This is a genomic window from Janthinobacterium longum (assembly GCF_051380735.1).
GTDB lineage: Bacteria > Pseudomonadota > Gammaproteobacteria > Burkholderiales > Burkholderiaceae_D > Janthinobacterium.
This window is the reverse complement of sequence record NZ_JBNYXQ010000003.1, coordinates 392440-411861: the sequence shown is the minus strand read 5'-3', so window position 1 is coordinate 411861 and position 19422 is coordinate 392440. Positions and strand designations below refer to the sequence as shown.

Annotated in this window: 18 protein-coding genes; 10 read left to right on the top strand and 8 right to left on the bottom strand. The window is 62.2% G+C overall.

Going from position 1 to position 19422, the window contains the following annotated elements:
• Positions 1-58: 58 nt before the first annotated feature.
• Positions 59-979 (bottom strand): pseudouridine-5'-phosphate glycosidase, encoded by a 921-nt coding sequence (locus ACQ4WM_RS12640; protein WP_436547041.1) that lies wholly within the window; start codon positions 977-979, stop codon positions 59-61.
• 21 nt (positions 980-1000) lie between these two features.
• The gene (locus ACQ4WM_RS12635) at positions 1001-2134 is read right to left on the bottom strand and encodes a carbohydrate kinase (protein ID WP_436547012.1); all 1134 of its coding nucleotides are present in this window, start codon (positions 2132-2134) and stop codon (positions 1001-1003) included.
• A 298-nt stretch (positions 2135-2432) separates the two neighbouring features.
• Here ACQ4WM_RS12635 and xapA point away from each other — a divergent pair, with 298 nt between their 5' ends.
• The 5 genes from xapA to ACQ4WM_RS12610 all read left to right on the top strand — a co-directional run bounded on the left by xapA (position 2433) and on the right by ACQ4WM_RS12610 (position 7654).
• Entirely contained in the window at positions 2433-3272 is an 840-nt protein-coding gene (xapA, locus tag ACQ4WM_RS12630) for a xanthosine phosphorylase (RefSeq protein ID WP_436547011.1), read from the top strand.
• Between the two features lie 22 nt (positions 3273-3294).
• Positions 3295-4488 carry a phosphopentomutase gene (locus tag ACQ4WM_RS12625; protein WP_436547010.1) on the top strand — a complete coding sequence of 398 codons (1194 nt, stop codon included), beginning with the start codon at positions 3295-3297 and terminating at the stop codon, positions 4486-4488.
• Between the two features lie 113 nt (positions 4489-4601).
• Positions 4602-5924, top strand: coding sequence for a thymidine phosphorylase (deoA, locus tag ACQ4WM_RS12620; protein ID WP_436547009.1), 1323 nt, complete (start codon positions 4602-4604; stop codon positions 5922-5924).
• A gap of 103 nt (positions 5925-6027) precedes the next feature.
• Entirely contained in the window at positions 6028-6435 is a 408-nt protein-coding gene (locus ACQ4WM_RS12615) for a cytidine deaminase (protein ID WP_436547008.1), read from the top strand.
• 7 nt (positions 6436-6442) lie between these two features.
• Complete coding sequence (locus tag ACQ4WM_RS12610) at positions 6443-7654, top strand: nucleoside deaminase (RefSeq protein WP_436547007.1); 1212 nt, start codon at positions 6443-6445, stop codon at positions 7652-7654.
• Here the strand turns inward: ACQ4WM_RS12610 and ACQ4WM_RS12605 are convergent.
• From ACQ4WM_RS12605 to ACQ4WM_RS12590, 4 genes are all read right to left on the bottom strand, one after another.
• On the bottom strand, positions 7585-8811 hold the full coding sequence (locus ACQ4WM_RS12605; RefSeq protein ID WP_436547006.1) for a dipeptidase: 1227 nt from the start codon (positions 8809-8811) through the stop codon (positions 7585-7587). The genes ACQ4WM_RS12610 and ACQ4WM_RS12605 overlap by 70 nt on opposite strands.
• A gap of 11 nt (positions 8812-8822) precedes the next feature.
• Positions 8823-9257: a VOC family protein gene (locus ACQ4WM_RS12600; protein ID WP_436547005.1), complete on the bottom strand. Its 435-nt coding sequence runs from the start codon at positions 9255-9257 to the stop codon at positions 8823-8825.
• A gap of 125 nt (positions 9258-9382) precedes the next feature.
• Positions 9383-9649, bottom strand: a complete 267-nt coding sequence (locus ACQ4WM_RS12595; protein WP_436547004.1) for a hypothetical protein — start codon at positions 9647-9649, stop codon at positions 9383-9385.
• 138 nt (positions 9650-9787) lie between these two features.
• Positions 9788-10285: a hypothetical protein gene (locus ACQ4WM_RS12590; protein ID WP_436547003.1), complete on the bottom strand. Its 498-nt coding sequence runs from the start codon at positions 10283-10285 to the stop codon at positions 9788-9790.
• A 226-nt stretch (positions 10286-10511) separates the two neighbouring features.
• Here ACQ4WM_RS12590 and ACQ4WM_RS12585 point away from each other — a divergent pair, with 226 nt between their 5' ends.
• Positions 10512-11465 (top strand): collagen-binding domain-containing protein, encoded by a 954-nt coding sequence (locus tag ACQ4WM_RS12585; protein ID WP_436547002.1) that lies wholly within the window; start codon positions 10512-10514, stop codon positions 11463-11465.
• Between the two features lie 30 nt (positions 11466-11495).
• Here ACQ4WM_RS12585 and ACQ4WM_RS12580 read toward each other — a convergent pair whose 3' ends face one another.
• Complete coding sequence (locus tag ACQ4WM_RS12580; protein ID WP_436547001.1) at positions 11496-12176, bottom strand: TetR/AcrR family transcriptional regulator; 681 nt, start codon at positions 12174-12176, stop codon at positions 11496-11498.
• 10 nt (positions 12177-12186) lie between these two features.
• Positions 12187-13656: an aminotransferase-like domain-containing protein gene (locus ACQ4WM_RS12575; protein ID WP_436547000.1), complete on the bottom strand. Its 1470-nt coding sequence runs from the start codon at positions 13654-13656 to the stop codon at positions 12187-12189.
• 199 nt (positions 13657-13855) lie between these two features.
• On the opposite strand from ACQ4WM_RS12575, the gene aptA reads away from it, so the two are divergent.
• From aptA to preA, 4 genes are read left to right on the top strand one after another with little or no spacing between them, the layout of a single operon-like run.
• Complete coding sequence (gene aptA / locus ACQ4WM_RS12570) at positions 13856-15184, top strand: omega-aminotransferase AptA (protein WP_436546999.1); 1329 nt, start codon at positions 13856-13858, stop codon at positions 15182-15184.
• A gap of 8 nt (positions 15185-15192) precedes the next feature.
• Positions 15193-16695 (top strand): CoA-acylating methylmalonate-semialdehyde dehydrogenase, encoded by a 1503-nt coding sequence (locus ACQ4WM_RS12565; RefSeq protein ID WP_436546998.1) that lies wholly within the window; start codon positions 15193-15195, stop codon positions 16693-16695.
• A gap of 44 nt (positions 16696-16739) precedes the next feature.
• Complete coding sequence (locus tag ACQ4WM_RS12560; RefSeq protein ID WP_436546997.1) at positions 16740-18107, top strand: NAD(P)-dependent oxidoreductase; 1368 nt, start codon at positions 16740-16742, stop codon at positions 18105-18107.
• Positions 18107-19384 carry an NAD-dependent dihydropyrimidine dehydrogenase subunit PreA gene (gene preA, locus ACQ4WM_RS12555; protein WP_436546996.1) on the top strand — a complete coding sequence of 426 codons (1278 nt, stop codon included), beginning with the start codon at positions 18107-18109 and terminating at the stop codon, positions 19382-19384. The genes ACQ4WM_RS12560 and preA overlap by 1 nt, the downstream gene beginning before the upstream one ends.
• Positions 19385-19422 lie beyond the last annotated feature (38 nt).

Sequence of the window (19422 nt, the reverse complement as noted above, 5' to 3'; positions counted from 1 at the left end):
CTGGAGGGAACAACATGCGAGCCAGTTTCTACTCGCATGTTTCTTTACAGCAGTCCTATTATCGGGGCAGCACCGCCTGCATGGCAATGGCAAGCTTGGTGCCGACCTGGGCATTGTGTTTGACCAGCGCAATATTGGTCGCCAGACTGCGGCCATCCGTCAACTGCTTGATGCGCGACAGCAAAAATGGCGTGACCTGCTTGCCTTTCACGCCGCCTGCGTCCGCTTCCTGCAGCGCCTGCGCCGTGATGGTGTCGATTTCTTCCTTAGGCATCGCCTGCGCGGCCGGTACCGGATTGCTGACCACCACGCCGCCCTTCAAGCCCAGCTGCCATTTGGTGCTGATGAACGCGGCCTGTTGGTCGGCGCTGTCGAGCCGGAAATCGGCCTTGAAGCCGCTTTCGCGCGTAAAAAACGCCGGGAAGCCTTCCTGGCCCACGCTGATCACCGGCACGCCATGGGTTTCCAGGTATTCCAGGGTCAAGCCGATGTCGAGGATCGATTTCACGCCGGCGCAGACGACGGCGACCGAGGTCTGCGCCAGTTCCTGCAGGTCGGCCGAAATATCGAAGCTGGTTTCCGCGCCACGGTGCACGCCGCCGATGCCGCCGGTGACAAACACGCTGATGCCTGCCAGCTCGGCGCAGATCATGGTGGCGGCCACCGTGGTGGCGCCGAGTTTCTTTTGCGACAGCACGAAAGGCAGGTCGCGGCGGCTGACCTTCATGGCGTCGGGCGAGGTGCCCAGCAGTTCCAGTTGTTCGGGCGACAGGCCGATGCAGATCCTGCCGTCGATAATGGCGATGGTGGCCGGCACGGCGCCGCCATCACGGATGATTTGCTCCACTTCGCGCGCCATTTCCACGTTTTGCGGATACGGCATGCCGTGCGAAATAATCGTCGATTCCAGCGCCACGATGGCCTTGCCGGCCGCGCGCGCGTCCAGCACTTCTTGCGAGAACAAAAGGGAAGGGTGCAGTTGGGTCATGAGTTTATCCAGTCAGGAAAGAGGGAGTGGAGCGTCTTCAACATCGCTGAGGACGCTGGCGGAAATCAATGGCGAGACGGTGGCGCTCGACGCCAGCGTCATGGCGGCCAGTTTCAGGCCGCGCCGGCACGCCAGCGCCAGGCTATGGCTGTCGTGGTACAGCGACCAGCTGACGGCGGCCGAAAAGGCGTCGCCGGCGCCGGTGACGTCGACTGCATCGACGGCCAGGGCAGGCAGGTGGACCATGCCGGCGTCCGGTGTTGCGCCATCGCCAAACAGCACGCCGTTTGCGCCCAGCGTGACGACCAGCTGGCGCACGCCCTGGCGCAGCACCTCGCGGCAGGCCGCTTGCAGCGCCGCGTCGGTCGGCAGGGCGCGTGCGACACGCGTTTCCAGTTCGCCACGGTTCAGTATCAGCAGTTGCAGCCCCGTCAGGTCTTGCGGCAGATGCGCCATCTTCGGCTGCGACACGGCCACGATCACCAGCGGCGCAGCGTTATTCTCGGCGGCTTTTGCTTCGTCCAGCAGAAAGGCCACGCTCTCATGCGGCAAATTCAGGTCGCAGATGGTCAGCGCCGCTTGCGCGCGCTGTGGCTGGCGGCTGCGCAAAAATGCCGGCGTCAGCTGTTCATACAGCTGCATATTGGCCATGGCCAGCAGCATTTCACCGTGTTCATCCAGCACGGCGGTATAGGTGCCGCTGCCGGTATTGGCCAGATGCAAGCTGCCGCGCAGGTCGATGCCGGCGTCTTCCGCATGGGTTTGCAGGGCATGGCCGGCCGCATCGTCGCCCAGCGCCGTCAACAGCGCCACCGGCAGGCCCAGGCGGGCCAGGTTTTCCGCGATATTGCGGCCCACGCCGCCAAATACTTCGGTCGAGCGCACGGGATTCGAGGTGCCCATCTGCAAGGTGGCCAGCGTACGCATCTTGCGGTCGAGGTTGGCGGCGCCCAGGCACAGCACGGGCCGGCTGTCGGGCAGCACATAGGCGCGGCCCAGCAGGCGGCGTTCGCGGATCAGGCCGGCAATATGGCCGGCCACGGCCGAGCGCGACAAGCCCAGTTCGGTCGCCAGTTCCTGCTGCGAAATAAAGGGATTGCTGCGTATCAGCGCATACAGCTGGTCTTTTTTGGAGAGCTCGGTCACGGCAGGCCTGTATTAACAATTGTTTGCAACATTAAACTTTTGTCTTTCACCTGTCAATCACCTGCTCTGGCAGGGCAGGTGCAGCTGCTTTATAATGCCGGCCATTTATATATCTTTTGTATAAATGTGCAAGAAAAATGGTATTTGCCATACATATGACGCTTGATGCATAGTGGCGCCTGATAGCAGCCATACGCACGCCGATATATCTGCACCAGCATCGCGCCAGCGCACCGCAGAATTCAAACAAAAGATCGCCCGGATCAGCACGCCTAATCAACCATACACGAGGACCATCATGTCGAACAACGCCCCTTTCCACGCCGCCGAAATCATCCGTGCCCGCGCCCCAGAAAATTTCAAGCCGCGCGTGGCGATGATACTTGGCTCCGGCCTGGGCGTACTGGCCGAGCAGATGACGGACGCCGTCAGCATCAGCTTTGACGAACTGCCGGGCTTCCCCATCAGCACCGTGCACGGCCATGCCGGCGAGCTGGTGGTCGGCACCCTGTCGGGCGTGGCCGTGGTGTGCATGAAAGGCCGCGGCCATTTCTACGAAGGCTACGGCATGGGCGTGATGACCAGCGCGATCCGCACCCTGAAGCTGCTGGGCTGCGAAATGCTGTTCGTTACCAATGCCGCAGGTTCCCTGCGTCCTGAAGTGGACGCCGGCAGCCTGGTCGCCATCACCGACCATATCAACCTGTTGCCGGGTACGCCGATGGTTGGCCCGAACGACGACCGTTTCGGCCCGCGCTTCTTCAGCATGGCCAACGCCTATGACGCCGAACTGCGCCAGCAGGTCAAGGATACCGCTGCCGCCAACGGCATTACGCTGCACGAAGGCGTGTTCGTGGCCTATCCTGGCCCGAACTTCGAGACGGCCGCCGAGATCCGCATGATGGCCCGCCTGGGCGCCGACACGGTCGGCATGTCGGTGGTGCCGGAAGTGGTGTCGGCCCGTCATTGCGACCTGAAAGTGGTGGGCGTTTCCGTCATCACCAACCTGGCCGAAGGCATGTCACCGTTTGCCCTGTCGCACGAGCAGACCCTGAAATACGCGGCCATCGGCGCGAAAGACCTGGTCAAGCTGATCCTGGCTTTCCTGGCCAACGTTGCCGCCAAGCCGCAAGCGTAAGCACTTTAAAGCGAGCCTTATCATGTCACGTGCATTTATCCTCCTGCTTGATTCCTTCGGCCTGGGCGCAACGCCAGACGCCGCCAAGTACGGCGATGCAGGCGCCAATACCTTTGGCCATATTGCCAGCACTGTCGCCAAAAGCGGCAAGACCTTGAAACTGCCGAACATGGAGCGCCTGGGCCTGGGCGCCGCCGCCCACCTGGCCAGCGGCGAATGGGCTACCGGCTTCGAGCAGCGCGACGGTTTTACGGGCGCGTATGGCGCCGCGCGCGAGCGCTCGACCGGCAAGGACACGCAAAGCGGCCACTGGGAAATCGCCGGCGTGCCGGTCGAATTCGACTGGGGGTATTTCCCGCGCACCACGCCGTCGTTCCCGCAAGACCTGACCGACAAATTGAAGGCGATGGCGGGCGTGCCCGGCTTCCTCGGCGACTGCCATGCCTCGGGCACCGACATCATCAACAAGCATGGCGATGAACATGTCGCCACCGGCAAGCTGATTATTTACACCTCGGGCGACTCGGTGATGCAGATCGCCGCGCACGAAGAATCGTTTGGCCTGGAACGCCTGTATGCAGTGTGCGAAATGGCCTTCAAGCTGGTCGAACCATACAATATCGGCCGCGTGATCGCGCGCCCGTTCACGGGCAGTAACGGCAACTACACGCGCACCAGCAACCGCCACGATTACGCTGTTGCCCCGCCAGCACCGACCTTGCTCGACCATGTCAAGAACGCCGGTGGCGAAGTGGTGGGCCTGGGCAAGATCAGCGATATTTTCGCGACGCAAGGCATCTCGCGCGTGGTCAAGGGCGTCGACAATATGGCGCTGTTCGAAGCGCTGCTCAACACCGCCGATGAAGTAGGCGACAAGTCGCTGACGTTCGTCAACTTCGTCGACTTCGACCAGGCCTACGGCCACCGCCGCAATACCGAAGGCTATGCCGACGCGCTGCGCGAAATGGATGGCCGCCTGCCCGAATTTATGGCCAAGCTGAAACCGGGCGACCTGATGGTGATTACCGCTGACCATGGCTGCGACCCGACCTGGCACGGTTCCGACCATACGCGCGAACATATCCCGATGATTTTCTACGGCCCCGGCTTGGCGCCGCGCGCGCTCGGCATTTCCGAGAGCTTCTCCGACATCGGACAGACGCTGGCCCATCACCTGGGCGTGGTGCCGCTGGCCAATGGCGTCAATGTGCTATAGGCCGTCCGTTGTACTGCATGCGGCAGTAAAGTGCCGCTCCGTCGAATCAGCAGAGTACTGGGGTCAGACCCGACGGGTCTGACCCCGGCATTAAAGACTTTATTGGAATATCCATGTTTTTAACCCAGGAAATCATCCGCAAGAAGCGCGACAAGGGCGTACTGAGCGCCGAAGAAATCGAGTTTTTCGTGCGCGGCATTACCGACGGCAGCGTCAGCGAAGGCCAGGTGGCCGCGCTGGGCATGGCGGTATTTTTCAATGACATGAACATGGACGAGCGCGTGGCGTTCACCCTGGCCATGCGCGACTCCGGCCAGGTGCTGGACTGGCGTGCGCTGAACCTGCCGGGCCCGGTGGTCGACAAGCATTCGACCGGCGGCGTCGGTGACGTGGTGTCCTTGCTGCTGGGGCCGATGATTGCCGCTTGCGGCGGCTATGTGCCGATGATCTCGGGCCGCGGCCTGGGCCATACCGGCGGCACGCTCGATAAATTCGACGCCATTCCTGGTTACTGCACCGTGCCGGACAATGAACTGTTCCGCAAGGTGGTGCAGGAAATTGGCGTGGCCATTATCGGCCAGACGGCGCAACTGGCGCCGGCCGACAAGCGTTTCTACAGCATCCGCGACGTCACCGCCACGGTGGAATCGGTGGCCATGATCACCGGCTCGATTCTGTCGAAAAAACTGTCAGCCGGCCTCGATGCACTGGTGATGGACGTGAAGGTGGGCAGCGGCGCTTTTATGCCGACGTACGACAAATCGGTGGAGCTGGCCGAGAGCATCGTCGCCGTCGGCAATGGCGCCGGCATGCAGACCTCGGCCATCTTGACGGACATGAACGAATCGCTGGCGCCGTACGCCGGCAATGCGCTCGAAGTACGCGGCGCCATGGATTACCTGACGGGCCGTTCGCGCCCGGCACGCCTGCATGAAGTGACGCTGGCACTGTGCGCGGAAATGCTGGTATTGGGTGGCCTGGCCGCCACCGAGGAAGAGGCACGCGCCCAGCTTGAAGCGGTACTCGCTTCGGGCGCGGCGGCCGAACGCTTCGCGCGCATGGTGTCGGCCCTGGGCGGTCCGGCGGACCTGATCGAGAACCCGGACAAGCACCTGGAGCGCGCGCCGTTCGTGGTGCCGGCGCCCGCCTTGTCGGCAGGCTTTGCGAATGTGCGCGATTGCCGCGCCATCGGCCTGGCCGTGGTGTCGTTGGGCGGTGGCCGCCGCCGTCCGACCGATGCGATCGACTTTGCCGTCGGCCTGAGCGAACTGGTCGGCCTGGGCGAGCAGGTCGCCGCTGGCCAGCCACTTGCGATGGTGCACGCGCGCACGGAATCGGCGGCGCAGCAGGCCGTAAAGGAAATCCAGGCGGCGTATGAGATCAGTCCGGTCGCCCTGACTGCCAATCCGGTGATTTATCGTACCATTCGTCCGTAAATATAATCTGGGGTCAAACCCCCTCCACCGTTAGCGCTGATCTTTGCGTTAGCGGCATTGAGGGTCTGACCCCGGCCTTAACGACTTCAAAGGTAATGCAAGAATGAACAACCAGGAACTGATCGCCGAAGCCAATGCTGGCCGCGAGCTGGCTTACGCGCCTTATTCGCGTTTCAGGGTGGGCGCGGCGCTGCTGTGCAAGGATGGCCGCGTGTTTCGTGGCTGTAACGTGGAAAACGCCGCTTACGGCCTATGCAACTGCGCCGAGCGCACGGCGTTTTTCAGCGCCATCGCGCATGGCTGCAAACCAGGCGACTTTGCCAGGCTGGCGGTCACCGGCGATACGGCGGAGCCGATTTCGCCCTGCGGCGCCTGCCGCCAGGTGATATTCGAGCTTGGTGGCGCCGACTTGCCAGTGCTGCTGACCAACCTGAAAAACGATATCATGGAAGTGACGGCGGGCTGGCTGCTGCCGCATGGTTTCGGCAGTTCCGACCTGGACATGAAATAAACTCGGCTTGAACAAAACCATCGACATCCAGGCCGCCGTGGCGATTGCCGCGGCCGAGGCCCTGGCGGCAAAGACCCAGGGCACCTTCGGTGTCGGCGGCGTGCTGCTCGACGGCTTTGGCAATGTGCTGCAGTCGATGCACAACAATGTGGTGCAGGGCGGCCTGGTGCTGGACCCCACCGCGCATGGCGAACGCCAGCTGGTCGACTGGTATTTTGCGCAAGTCTCGGCAGGCGCCGCCTTGCCGCCGCCGTGGGAGCTGACTCTCGTCACCTCGCTCGACCCCTGTTGCATGTGCACCGGCGCCATCCTGGCTGCCGGCTTCAATGTGGTGGTGGCGGCGCCCGATGCCAATGCCGGCATCAATTACGATGGCGCGGCCACCTTCACGGCCTTGCCGGCGTCGTTGCGGGCGCAGGCCGGCGCCAGCTTTTGCTATCCCGCCGTGCGCGGCGCCACGCCGTATGCGCGCGCCGCATCGGGTGCGGCGCCAAAATCTTTTTTTATCGGCAAGAGCATCAGCGAAGCCACGCAGGCGCTGTGCACGCTGGTGTTCGAATCGAAGGTCACGCAGGTGATGCAGTTGCTGCATGCCGGTGACGAAAGCCCTGCCGGCGATCCGGCCACCTTGCCGGACGACCATGCGGTGGTGCGCGCCTTGCGCCAGCGCTACCCCGATGCATTGAAACATCGCAGCGCGCCCCATGCGCCCGGTGCCGGCCTGGCGCCGTTCCTGCTTGCCGCCATGGAGCAGGATCGCCGCAATGGCGGTGCAGGGGAGGCGGCTGCCTTGCTTGACTCCTTCGGCAACTTGCTGCTCTGCCTGCCGGGCCAGCAGGCACTATCGATGATACGCACACCATTTATGGAATGCACGCGCCAGTATGCGCAACTGCGCCATGAATTGATGGCAGGGAAAGACAGCGCGCAACAGGAAGAATGCAAGCGCTATCTGAGCCATCCCAAGCACGGCACTTTTGTGTTGTCCGGCGGGTTTGACGATAGCGCCGCCAGTTTCATGACCCTGGGCGCCTACGGCTCGACCATGGAAGGCGCGCTACCGGAGAACAATCCGGCCCAGTTCCAATATGTGCGGCCAGGCATGGCGCACAGCGCATTGCTGGCGCTGTGCCAGGCGCTGCCGCCGCTTTACAGCAAGCTGATCAAAATCGAGCCACGCCAGGTGGCCGATGCCGCCTTGATCGCGGCGCTCGCCTGAGCGTCGTCGTCCGGCAAATTTTTCAACAGGAAATCGCGTACGTTTTCACCGGCGATGCGGCGTATCTGCTTTGGTGACAGGCCTGTGTCCAGCAGTGCCTGCGTCAGCCGCGGCAGGCCGGCCGCGTCGATGGCGGTGGTCACGGCGCCGTCGAAATCCGAGCCGTAGGCCACATGTTCCACGCCCATTACCGACACCGCATGCTTGATCGCGCGCGCGATGGCCTGCACGTCCTTGCCGCAGACGGCGGTGTTCCAGAAGCCGATGCCCACCAGCCCGCCTTGCGCGGCGATGCGCTTCAATTGCACATCGCTGAGGTTGCGGCCGTTGGCGCAAGTGCCGCGCACGCCCGTGTGCGACACCATCACGGGGCGTTGTGCCAGCGTCAATACCTCGTCGATGGTGGGGCCGGACGCATGCGCCAGGTCGACGATCATCTTGCGCTGCTCCATGGCCCGCAGCCAGTCGCGCCCCAGGGGCGTCAGGCCGCCTTTTTTCATGCCGTGCTGCGAGCCCGACAGTTCGGTGTCGAAAAAATGCGTGGGCGCGGCCATGCGGTAGCCGGCGCGGTACAAGGCGTCAAGATTGCCAAGCTTTCCTTCGAGCGCATGCGCGCCTTCCAGCGTCAGCCAGCCGGCCATCAGTCGAGGGTCCTTGTCGCGCGCAGCAATAAAAGCGCGCAGCTGGGCGCGGCTGCCGATCACGCGCATGCTGCCCTGGCTGGCGTTGGCCAGCTGATGCAGTTCCCTGGCTTGGTACAGCGCGCGTGCCAACAGGCTGTTCCAGGTGTCCGGCGGCAAGCCCTGCGCCATCACCAGCGCCGTGATGTTGTCGCTGTCGCCGTCGTTGTGGTCGATATTCATCTTGCGCGGGGTTTTCGTCACCACCGAAAAGGCTTGCAGCGCCACATTGCCTTGCGCCAGGCGCGGAAAGTCCACATGGCCGCGCCCACCGGCCTGGTTCAGGTTGCGCTGCCACAGCAGGCTGTCCGCATGCAGGTCGGCGATCCACAGGCTGCGATGCAGCGCCTGTGCCTGTGCCGATGGTGCTGGCGAGGTGATGGGGTAGACTTTGTTGATGTTCTGGTCGACCAGCGCGGGGGCGGCAAGTAAGCCGCCGAGCAAGACCAGGCCGGCGGCGGAAATGCTGATAATCATGGTTCTCCGTTTCACCATGGGTCGTAAGTGCCCAGGCTCCAGACATGGCCTTCGGGATCGCGGCAGGTAAAGCCGCGCCCGCCGTATTCTTCGTCCTTGATATCGAGCACGATCTCGGCGCCGGCTTCCACCGCCCGCCGGTAGACCTTATCGGCGTTGTCGACCACCAGATAGCAGCTTTGTGTATTGGCGCCATCGAGCTCACGCGGCTGGCGCATCAAACGGCCGTATTCGCTGTCGGTGACAGAGCCGAGCATGATCATGCCGTTGCCGAAGCTTAACTGGGCATGGGCGATGCCGCCGTCGTTGTCGGGCACGACCAGCTGCTTTTCAAAGCCCAGCGCCTGGCACAGCCAGGCTATGGCGGCCGGCGCATCGTGGTAGCGCAGACAGGCGATGGTGGTGGCCCTGGTGGCTTTTGCCGTGATATTTATGGGAACATTCATGGGAACACTCCTGTAATGGGGATGGAGTAGCTGCTATCGTCGATGGTGCGCGGCGTTGCGTGCCGCGCATCGCATTTCACTATAAGCTACCCTTGCTATCCCGGCAAGAATGATTGCCTTGCCTTTTATTGCGGCGGTTGTTGCGCTGAGGTTTTTTTATTCCAGCCGAAGCTGTCGCTGTTGCTGGCCCATTTGACCAGCAGAAAGATCAGGAACAAGGTCAGCACCAGCGGCAGGATGGTGATGAACAGCGCCAGGCCGATGGCGCAGGCCAGCAGCATGGGCCAGGACATGGCGCCCAGCGCATCGATACCCTGGCGCGTCAGGCCGCACAAACCTTGCCAGAAACTGTCGAAGCTCGTATTGCCCGGTGCCGAATTGATGTCTTTCATGCCGTTCTCCTGTCGTTGTTGGTGAATCTTGCCTGTTGGTGATGGCTGCACTATAGCCGCCGACTTGTTGGCAGGCATCAAGCCTGCGACGAATTGCAGCATCGCCGGCATGAATGACGGCATGACAGGATAAAACGTTTACTCGAAGACTTTCAGTTTCAGCTGGAAGCTCAGCGCGCCGTACAGGCGGTCCTTGTAGGACGGCACGATGGCGATATTCACGCCAACGCGCTGGTACTCATAGCTGACGGTGGGGATCAGGGCCGGGAACCAGCCGCCATCGCGCATCTTCGGGTAGCCGTTGAAGCCGCCGATCACGGCGCCTATGCGCACCGGGCCGACATGGAAGGGCTGGTAGTACACGCCGAGGTAATTCGAATAGGCGCGGTCGCTATTGTAGAAGCGGCCCGCCGTGGCCGATGCCACGGTGGAAAACCGGTATTCGGCTCCCAGGCCCGGATTGCCATCGTTGAGGTTCTTGTCACGTTGAAAGTGGTAAGAGTAAAAACCCGCGTTGAGCCAGGTTTCGTTCAGGGGCTGGTTCTCTATCATGCCCACGGTCTGGGCCTGCGCGGCCGACGCCACGGTGATGAGCGCCGCGCAAGCCGCCTGGTGCAGCAATCGTAACTGTTTCATGCCTGTCCTCTGTCAGTATTGAGCGCGCCATGCTATCACTGGAATATTGTTGCTTGGGAATTTCATTGAAGGCTTGCGCGGCCGGCCTGCTGGCGGTGGACGTTGATAGAGTTGCTCGATGGAAAACATATGTTGTTTATTTAGTATAAGCAATCCATTTTGAGCCAGGTAAAAATGGGTAAATGTGATATCCTGCAGGCAAGTTAATGTTAATTTTGGAAATAAAATGCAAAGCTTGTCGAAACTGCCAGCACTATTGATCTTGTCCGCCGCCTTGTCCGCAGGCTCCGCCCAGGCTGACGTGCTGGACCTGTCAGGCCTGGTCGGCAAGGCAAATCTTTATTCCCTCAGCAATATCTCGCTCAGTAACAACAGCGTCGCCGGCGGTATCGTTGCAAACGGCAATGTATCGGGCAGCGGGTATAGCGTCGGCACTGGCGCCTACGGCAATTATTCGGTGATCGCCAGCGGCAACTTCTCGTATTCCAACGGCCAACTGGCAGGCGGCTATTACGCGGGCAGCACCAATATCGCTGCCAACACCAACCTGTCCCACACGCCGGCATCGGCTGCGCCAGCAATGTCGTTTGCTACCACATCGAACAATGTGGCCAAGACATCGAGCGCCATTGCCGCTTTGTCGTCAACCGGCAGAGCTCAGGTACTCAATACGTACTCACCGAATCAGGTGACGCTTACCAGCGGCGCCGGCGGCGCCAAGTCAGTGGAAGTGTTCAACATGACATCCAGTGCGTTCGCATCGATCAACAACCTGCAGTCGACGCTCGACAGCAGCGTGACCAAGACTCTGATCTTCAACCTGACCGGCAATGCCAACTGGAACAACATGGGCATGAGTGCCCTGAATGGCTACAACGTGCTGTTCAACTTTGTCGATGCCACCAGCGTCAATTTCAGCGGCATCGACGTGCTGGGCAGCGTGCTTGCGCCGAAGGCGGTGATCGGCGGCGGCAATGGCATTATCGAGGGCACCGTGGTGGCTGGTGGCTGGAACTCCAACCTGACGCTGAATAACAAGGCGTTTGCCGCCACCGATGTGACCGGTTTCGCGGCCGCCGTGTCGCCGGTGCCGGAGCCAGGCACCTGGGCCATGCTGCTGGCCGGCCTGGGCCTGCTTGGTTTTGCCGCGCGCCGCCGCATGGACAAGGCCGCAGCGTAAGCCTGCGCCGCCTGTTTCACAAGCCGCCTGTCAAGGCGGTTTTTTTTCGTCCGGAGAGTTTGCCACCGCTGCCAGCACCATCTGCGTGATCAACCTTTCGGCGTCGTCGAAGTCCTGGCGCAGCAGCTGCTTGCGCTCCAGCACCAGCGTCATCTGCGCAGAAAAATCCGCATAGGACTGTGTCATGGCCCAGATGGTAAACATCAGGTGGGTGGCGTTGACGGGCGCAATTTTTCCTGACGCTATCCATTGCTCGAACACGGCGATGTCCTTGCGCAGCAGCGGCACCACGCGTTCGCGTATCTGTTCGCCATACAGCGGCGCGCCATTGATCACTTCCAGCGCATACACGCGCGAGGCCCAGGGCTGCTCGCGTGAAAAGCGCAGCTTGGCGCTGATATAGGTGCGCAGCACATCGCGCGGTTCGTCGTCGGGATGGGCCAGCAGGTCCATGCGCGCCAGCCAGTCATCGAGCACATCGTCGAGCACGCGCTGGTACAGCTGCTGCTTGGTGGGGAAGTAATACATCAGGTTCTGTTTCGACAGCCCGGCCCGTTCGGCGATCGTCGCGATCGACGCGCCTTCGTAGCCGCTTTCGGCAAACACGCGCACGGCTTGCTGCAGGATGTCGCTTTCCAGGCGGTCGCGGTTCTGCATGCGCCGTCCGCTGGCGCTTTTCAGCTGCGGGACAGGGGATTTGTCGCTGGCCATGGGATTGCCTTCAGCTTGGGCGTATCGATTGCAGGAATGCCTGCAGCACGGGCGTATCGGTGTAGGCGACGTTGAAGCGGAACCACACGGTTTCCGGCGCGCGCAGCATGAAAAATTCATTCGGCGACAGCAAGATGCCCGCCTTCAGCGCCAGGTCGGCCACCAGCTTGCCGTTCCATTGCGGCGTTTGCAGGTCGGGCCAGCCGGCGCTGACGAACATGCCGCCACGCGGACGCGCCACGGGCGCCATGCCGCACTGCGCCAGGCAGTCGATGCTGCGCTCGCGTCCCGCATCGAGCTGCGCCACCAGCCGTTCGATCATGCGTTTGTAGGGCCGCGCCGAGATGGCGTGCAATACCGCGCGCTCATTGATCTCCGAGGTCGTCAGTCCGGCCAGCATTTTTACACGCACCAGTTCTGCCACCAGCGACGGCGAGGCGCAGATCGAGCCCACGCGCAGCACCGGCGACAGGGTCTTGGAAAAGCTGCCGACGCGGATCACGCGGCGCAAGCCGTCCATGGCCGCCAGCGATGCCTCGCCGCGCGCGGCCAGTTCGCGGTAGATATCGTCTTCCACCAGCCAGAAATCGAACTGTTCGGCCAGCGCCAGCAGCCGGTGCGCTTGCGCCTGGCTGAGCGAGGTGCCGAGCGGATTTTGCAGCACCGTGTTGACGAACATGATCTTCGGCTGGGTGCGTGCGGCCACTTCCGCCAGCACATCGAGATCGAGGCCCGCTTCGCCGCGTGCAATGCCGACCGGGATACAGCCGTGGTGGCGTATCAGCGACTGCAGATTGCTGTAGCCTGGGTCTTCCACCAGCACTGTGTCGCCCGGCTTGGTCAGGCTGCGCAGGATCAGGTCAAAGCCATGGGTGGCGCCGTGCGTCAGCAGCACCTGGTCTGGCTCGACCTGGAACAGCTCGTCGGACAGGCTGCTGGCCAGGTGCTGGCGCAGCGATGCAAAACCGAGCGGGTGGCCATAGCCGCGCAGCCGGCTGGCCGGAATGCGCATGGCCTGGCGCACGGCGTCGAGGATGGTGGCTTCGCCATACATTTCCGGTGGCAGCCAGCCGGCGCCGACCGGCAGCGCTTCGGACACGCCCGAATACAGGTCGGGCGCAAGGGCGTCGATGGCAATCGGGCTGGCGCTGGCGTGGGCGGCAGTCTGTGGCGATCCGGCCACATCGTGGCGCGCCACGAAATAGCCGGAGCCGCGCCGCGATGACAGCAGGCCCAGGTTGACCAGCCGGTCATACGATTCGACCACGGTAAACGTCGAGACGCCATTGCATTTGGCAAATTGCCTTACCGACGGCATGCGGGTACCGATGCGCAGGGCGCGGCTGCCCACCATGATGCTGATGGCGTTGACGATCTGTTCGACCAGCCCGCCTTTCTTGTGGCGGCCGATTTCCAGCACCGGCCAGCCGCTGCCGGTATCCGTAACGTCGTCTGCTGCCTCGCCTGCATGGTGCTTCACGGTGGCTCCTTCTGCTGCCTGCACAAAAACTGTAGTGGTTTTACGACCTGTACGGTTGGGGATTTTTGCTGTTTGTGTATCTGTGCTTATCGTTGATGGCCTGCCTATTATTACATCAGCTTTTTGCCAACTGGTAAATTATTTTACGCACCGTCAAAAACAATGTTTGGCGGCATGTCAGCATTCCTGGGAGAGTTTCATGAGCGAATTGAGCCACACGGCAAGGCCGGAATCGATGTCGGCATTCTGGATGCCATTCACCAATAACCGCGACTTCAAGGCCAACCCGCGCCTGCTGGTGTCGGCCGAAGGCATGTATTACAAGGATGTCGACGGCAACAGCATCCTCGACGGCACGGCCGGCCTGTGGTGCGTGCCCTGCGGCCACGCGCAGCCAAAGATCGTCGGCGCCATCCGCGACATGGTAGGCCAGCTCGACTTCGCGCCCACCTTCCAGATGGGCCATCCGGCCGCTTTTGAACTGGCCGAAAAACTGATGGATTACACGGGCCATAAATTCGGCCACGTGTTCTATACCAACTCCGGCTCCGAAGCCGTCGATACGGCGCTGAAAATCGCACTGGCTTATCACAAGGCACGCGGCGAGGGCGGGCGCACGCGCCTGATCGGCCGCGAGCGCGGCTACCATGGCGTGGGTTTTGGCGGCATTTCCGTCGGCGGCATCGCCGGCAACCGCAAGACTTTCGGCCCCATGCTGCCCGGCGTCGATCATCTGCCGCACACGCACAACCTGGAAAAAAATGCCTACACAGTGGGCGAGCCAGAATATGGCACCCATCTGGCCGACGAACTCGAACGCATTGTCGCCCTGCATGATGCCTCCACCATTGCCGCCGTCATCGTCGAACCGGTGGCCGGCTCGACCGGCGTGCTGATACCGCCCAAGGGTTACCTCAAACGCTTGCGCGAGCTGTGCACCAAACACGGCATCCTGCTTATTTTCGACGAAGTGATTACCGGTTTTGGCCGCATGACAACACCGTTCGCGTTTGATTATTTCGACGTCGAACCGGACCTGATGACCACCGCCAAGGGCCTCACCAACGGCATGGTGCCGATGGGTGCGGTGTTCAGCAAACAGCATATCCACGACGCCTTCATGGACGCGCCGCCCGGCATTGAACTGTTCCACGGCTACACCTATTCCGGCCACCCGCTGGCCTGCGCCGCTTCGCTGGCAACCTTGCAGGTATTCGAGGAACAGGACATCCTGGGCCACGCCAAGGCGATGCAGGGCTACTGGCAGGATGCGGTCCATTCGCTCAAGGGCCTGCCGCATGTGATCGACCTGCGCAGCATCGGCCTGATCGCCGGCATCGAGCTCGATCCCATCGCCGGCAAGCCCGGCACGCGCGCCTTTACCGCCTTCAAGCAGGCGTTTGCCGACGGCGTGCTGATACGCACCACCGGCGACATCATCGCCCTGTCGCCACCGCTGGTGCTGGAAAAGCAGCATATCGACGAGCTGTTCGGCAAGCTGGCGACGGTACTGAAAAATCTCGACTGAGGACCAACATGAACGATCTCGATACGATTACCCATTTTATCAACGGCGCCAAAGTCGATACCACCAGCGGCCGCTACGGCGACGTGTATAACCCTGCCCTGGGCGAACCTGTAGCGCGCGTTGCGCTGGGCACGGCGGAAGATGTGGACACGGCCGTGCAGGCCGCCGCTGCCGCATTTCCCTCGTGGTCGGCCACGCCGCCGCTGACGCGGGCCAGGGTGCTGTTTCGCTACCTGCAGCTGTGCCAGCAGCACACCGATGAATTTGCCGCCATGCTCACGCGCGAACACGGCAAGACCTTTGCCGACGCCCAAGGCGAGGTGGCGCGCGGCATCGAGATGGTGGAGTTTGCCGTCGGCATACCGCAACTGCTGAAAGGCGAATTCACCGACCAGATTTCGCGCGGCATCGACGCCTGGTCGATGCGCCAGGCGCTCGGCGTGGTGGCCGGCATCACGCCATTCAATTTCCCCGTGATGGTGCCGATGTGGATGTTCCCGGTGGCGATTGCCTGCGGCAATACCTTTGTATTGAAACCGTCCGAGCGCGATCCCTCGGCCTCGCTGCTGCATGCAAAACTGCTGAAAGAAGCTGGCCTGCCCGATGGCGTGTTCAATGTGGTGCAGGGAGACAAGGTCACGGTCGACGCCCTGCTTGACCATCCGGTAGTGCAGGCGATCAGCTTTGTCGGTTCGACCCCGATCGCCGAATATATCTATGCGCGCGGCAGTGCCAGTGGCAAGCGCGTGCAGGCGCTGGGCGGCGCCAAAAACCATATGGTGGTGATGCCCGACGCCGATATGGACATGACGGTCGACGCCCTGATCGGCGCTGCCTACGGTTCGGCCGGCGAGCGCTGCATGGCGATCTCGGTGGTGGTGGCGGTGGGCGATGCAGGTGACAAACTGATAGGCGCACTGGCAACGCGCACGGCCGCACTGAAAGTGCGCGACGGCATGGCAGATGGTGCGGAAATGGGGCCGGTGGTCTCGCTGGCGGCCAAGCAGCGCATCGAAAAACTGATCGCCTCGGGCGTGGAGCAGGGCGCGACCCTGGTGGTTGATGGCCGCAATCATGTGGTGGTGGGGCGCGAGAACGGCTTCTTTGTCGGCGGTACTTTATTCGATCACGTCACGCCCGACATGAGCATCTACAAGGAAGAAATTTTCGGCCCGGTACTGTGCGTGCTGCGCGCGCCCGACGTGGTGCATGCGGTGGACCTGATCAACGCCAACGAGTACGGCAATGGCGTGGCGATCTACACGCGCGACGGCGGCGTGGCGCGTGAATTCGTGCGCCAGATCCAGGTCGGCATGGTCGGCGTCAACGTGCCACTGCCGGTGCCGATGGCCTTCAACAGTTTCGGCGGCTGGAAGCGCAGCATGTTCGGCGATCACCACGCGTATGGCCCCGAAGGCGTGCGTTTCTACACGCGCCACAAGGCCGTGATGCAGCGCTGGCCGAATACCGCCAGCGCTGGTGTGGAATTTGCTTTTCCCCAGATGAAGTAAGGGCGTCACCCAGTATTTACCGTAGCTAACAAGAGGAAAGCGTGATGATCGAATCCCTGAATTATTTGCCGCATGCAGCCTTGCCCAGTGCCGAACTTGCTGGCCATTTCACCGACCTGGCGCCACCCCTGACGGCGCGCCAGGCCGCCATCGAAAGTGCGCGCTGCCTGTATTGCTACGATGCGCCGTGCAGCCGCATCTGCCCTTCCGAAATCGATGTGGCCAGCTTTATCCGCAATATCCACGACAAGAATATCAACGGCGCCGCCGCCGGTATTTTGAAAAGCAATATCCTGGGCGGCAGCTGCGCCCGCGTCTGCCCGACCGAAATCCTGTGCGAAGACGTCTGCGTGCGCAACCACGACGCCGAAGGCCAGCCCGTGAAAATCGGCCTGCTGCAGCGCTACGCGGTCGATCACATGCAGTTTGCCAGCCATCCGTTCAGGCGCGCCGCTGCCACCGGCAAGACCATCGCCATCGTCGGCGCCGGTCCGGCCGGCCTGTCGTGCGCGCACCGGCTGGCCATGCTGGGCCATGACGTGGTGATTTTTGAAAAAGAGAGCAAGGCCGGTGGCCTGAATGAATACGGTATTGCCAAGTACAAGCTGACCGACAATTTCGCGCAGAAGGAAGTCGACTTCCTGCTCGGTATCGGCGGCATCACGATCCGATGGTGCCAGGTGTTGGGTGACAACCTGCAGCTGCGCGAGCTGCATGCGCAGTACGACGCCGTGTTCCTGGGCCTGGGCCTGGGCGCCAGCCGCCAGCTGGGATTGACGGGCGAAGAGGCGCCGGGCCTGCTGGCGGCAGTCGACTATATCAGCGCGCTGCGCCAGGCCGACGACCTGGCCGCGCTGCCGGTGCCGAAACGCGCCATCGTGATCGGCGCCGGCAATACCGCGATCGACATGGCGGTGCAGATCCAGCGCATGGGGACCGAAGAAGTCACGCTGGTGTATCGCCGGGGCTTCGACGCCATGACCGCCACCCATCATGAACAGGAGATTGCCAAGGCCAACCAAGTGCGCATGCTGACCTGGGCCCAGCCGCAGCAGGTGCTGCTGGACGCTGCCGGAAAAGTGGCCGGCATGCGCTTTGAAAAAACCCGCATCGAAGGCACGCGCCTGATCGGCACCGGCGAGACGTTTGAGGTGGCGGCCGACGCCATCTTCAAGGCCATCGGCCAGAGTTTCGATACGCAAGTGCTCAATGACGCCATGGCGGCGCTGTTGCAGCGTGAAGGCGACAAGATCGCTGTCGACGCGGGTTTTCGCACCGTGCTGCCAGGCATCTATGCGGGCGGCGACTGCGTGGCGCCGGGGCAGGACCTGACGGTACAAGCCGTGCAGCATGGCAAGCTGGCCGCACTGGCCATCCATTCCGATTTGCTTAACAAAGTGGGGGCTGCATAATGGCTGATCTCAGCATCGAATTTTGCGGCATCAAGGCGCCGAACCCTTTCTGGCTGGCCTCCGCGCCACCGACCGACAAGGCCTATAACGTGGTGCGCGCGTTTGAGGCGGGGTGGGGCGGCGTGGTATGGAAAACCCTGGGTGAAGACCCGGCCGCCGTCAACGTCTCGTCGCGCTATTCGGCCCTGTATGGCAAGAACCGCGAAGTGGTCGGCTTCAACAATATCGAATTGATTACCGACCGTTCCCTGGAAATCAATCTGCGCGAAATCACGCAGGTGAAAAAGGACTGGCCTGACCGCGCCATGATCGTCTCTCTGATGCTGCCCTGCGAAGAGCACTACTGGGCCGATATCCTGCCCAAGGTGGCAGCGACCGGCGCCGACGGCATCGAGCTCAATTTCGGCTGCCCGCACGGCATGCCGGAGCGTGGCATGGGCGCGGCCGTCGGGCAGGTACCCGAGTACGTGCAGATGGTCACCGCCTGGTGCAAAAAGCACAGCCGCTTGCCTGTGATCGTCAAGCTGACGCCGAATATCACCGACGTGCGCATGCCGGCACGCGCAGCCAAAGCCGGTGGCGCCGACGCGGTATCGTTGATCAACACCATCAACTCGATCACCTCGCTGGACCTGGACCGCATGGTGGCCTTGCCGACAGTCGGTAGTGCCAGCACCCACGGCGGCTATTGCGGCGCGGCCGTGAAACCGATTGCGCTCAATATGGTGGCCGAAATCGCCCGCGATCCGGCCACGCACGGCCTGCCGATTTCCGGCATCGGCGGCATCGGCAACTGGCGCGACGCGGCCGAATTCCTGGCCCTGGGCGCCGGCTGCGTGCAGGTCTGCACGGCCGCCATGCTGCATGGTTTCCGCATCGTTGAAGAGATGAAGGATGGCCTGTCGCGCTGGATGGACGAGAAGGGCTATGAGCGCATCAGCGATTTTTCAGGCAAGGCGGTGGCCAACACGACCGACTGGAAATACCTGGACATGAACTACCAGGTGATCGCGCAGATCAACCAGGACGACTGCATCAAGTGCGGCAAATGCTACGTGGCCTGCGAAGACACTTCGCACCAGTCGATCGCGCAGCTGATCGACGCGGCCGGCACGCGCACCTACGAGGTGATCAAGGAAGAGTGCGTGGGCTGCAATCTGTGCGAAATCACCTGTCCGGTGCAAGGCTGCATCACGATGGTGCCACAGGCCACGGGCAAGCCGTACATGAACTGGACGCAGGACCCGAGAAATCCAAGGGCGTTGGTGACGGCCTAACATAACCTACTGCGCGTCGCGCTTTGCGGCCTGCGATG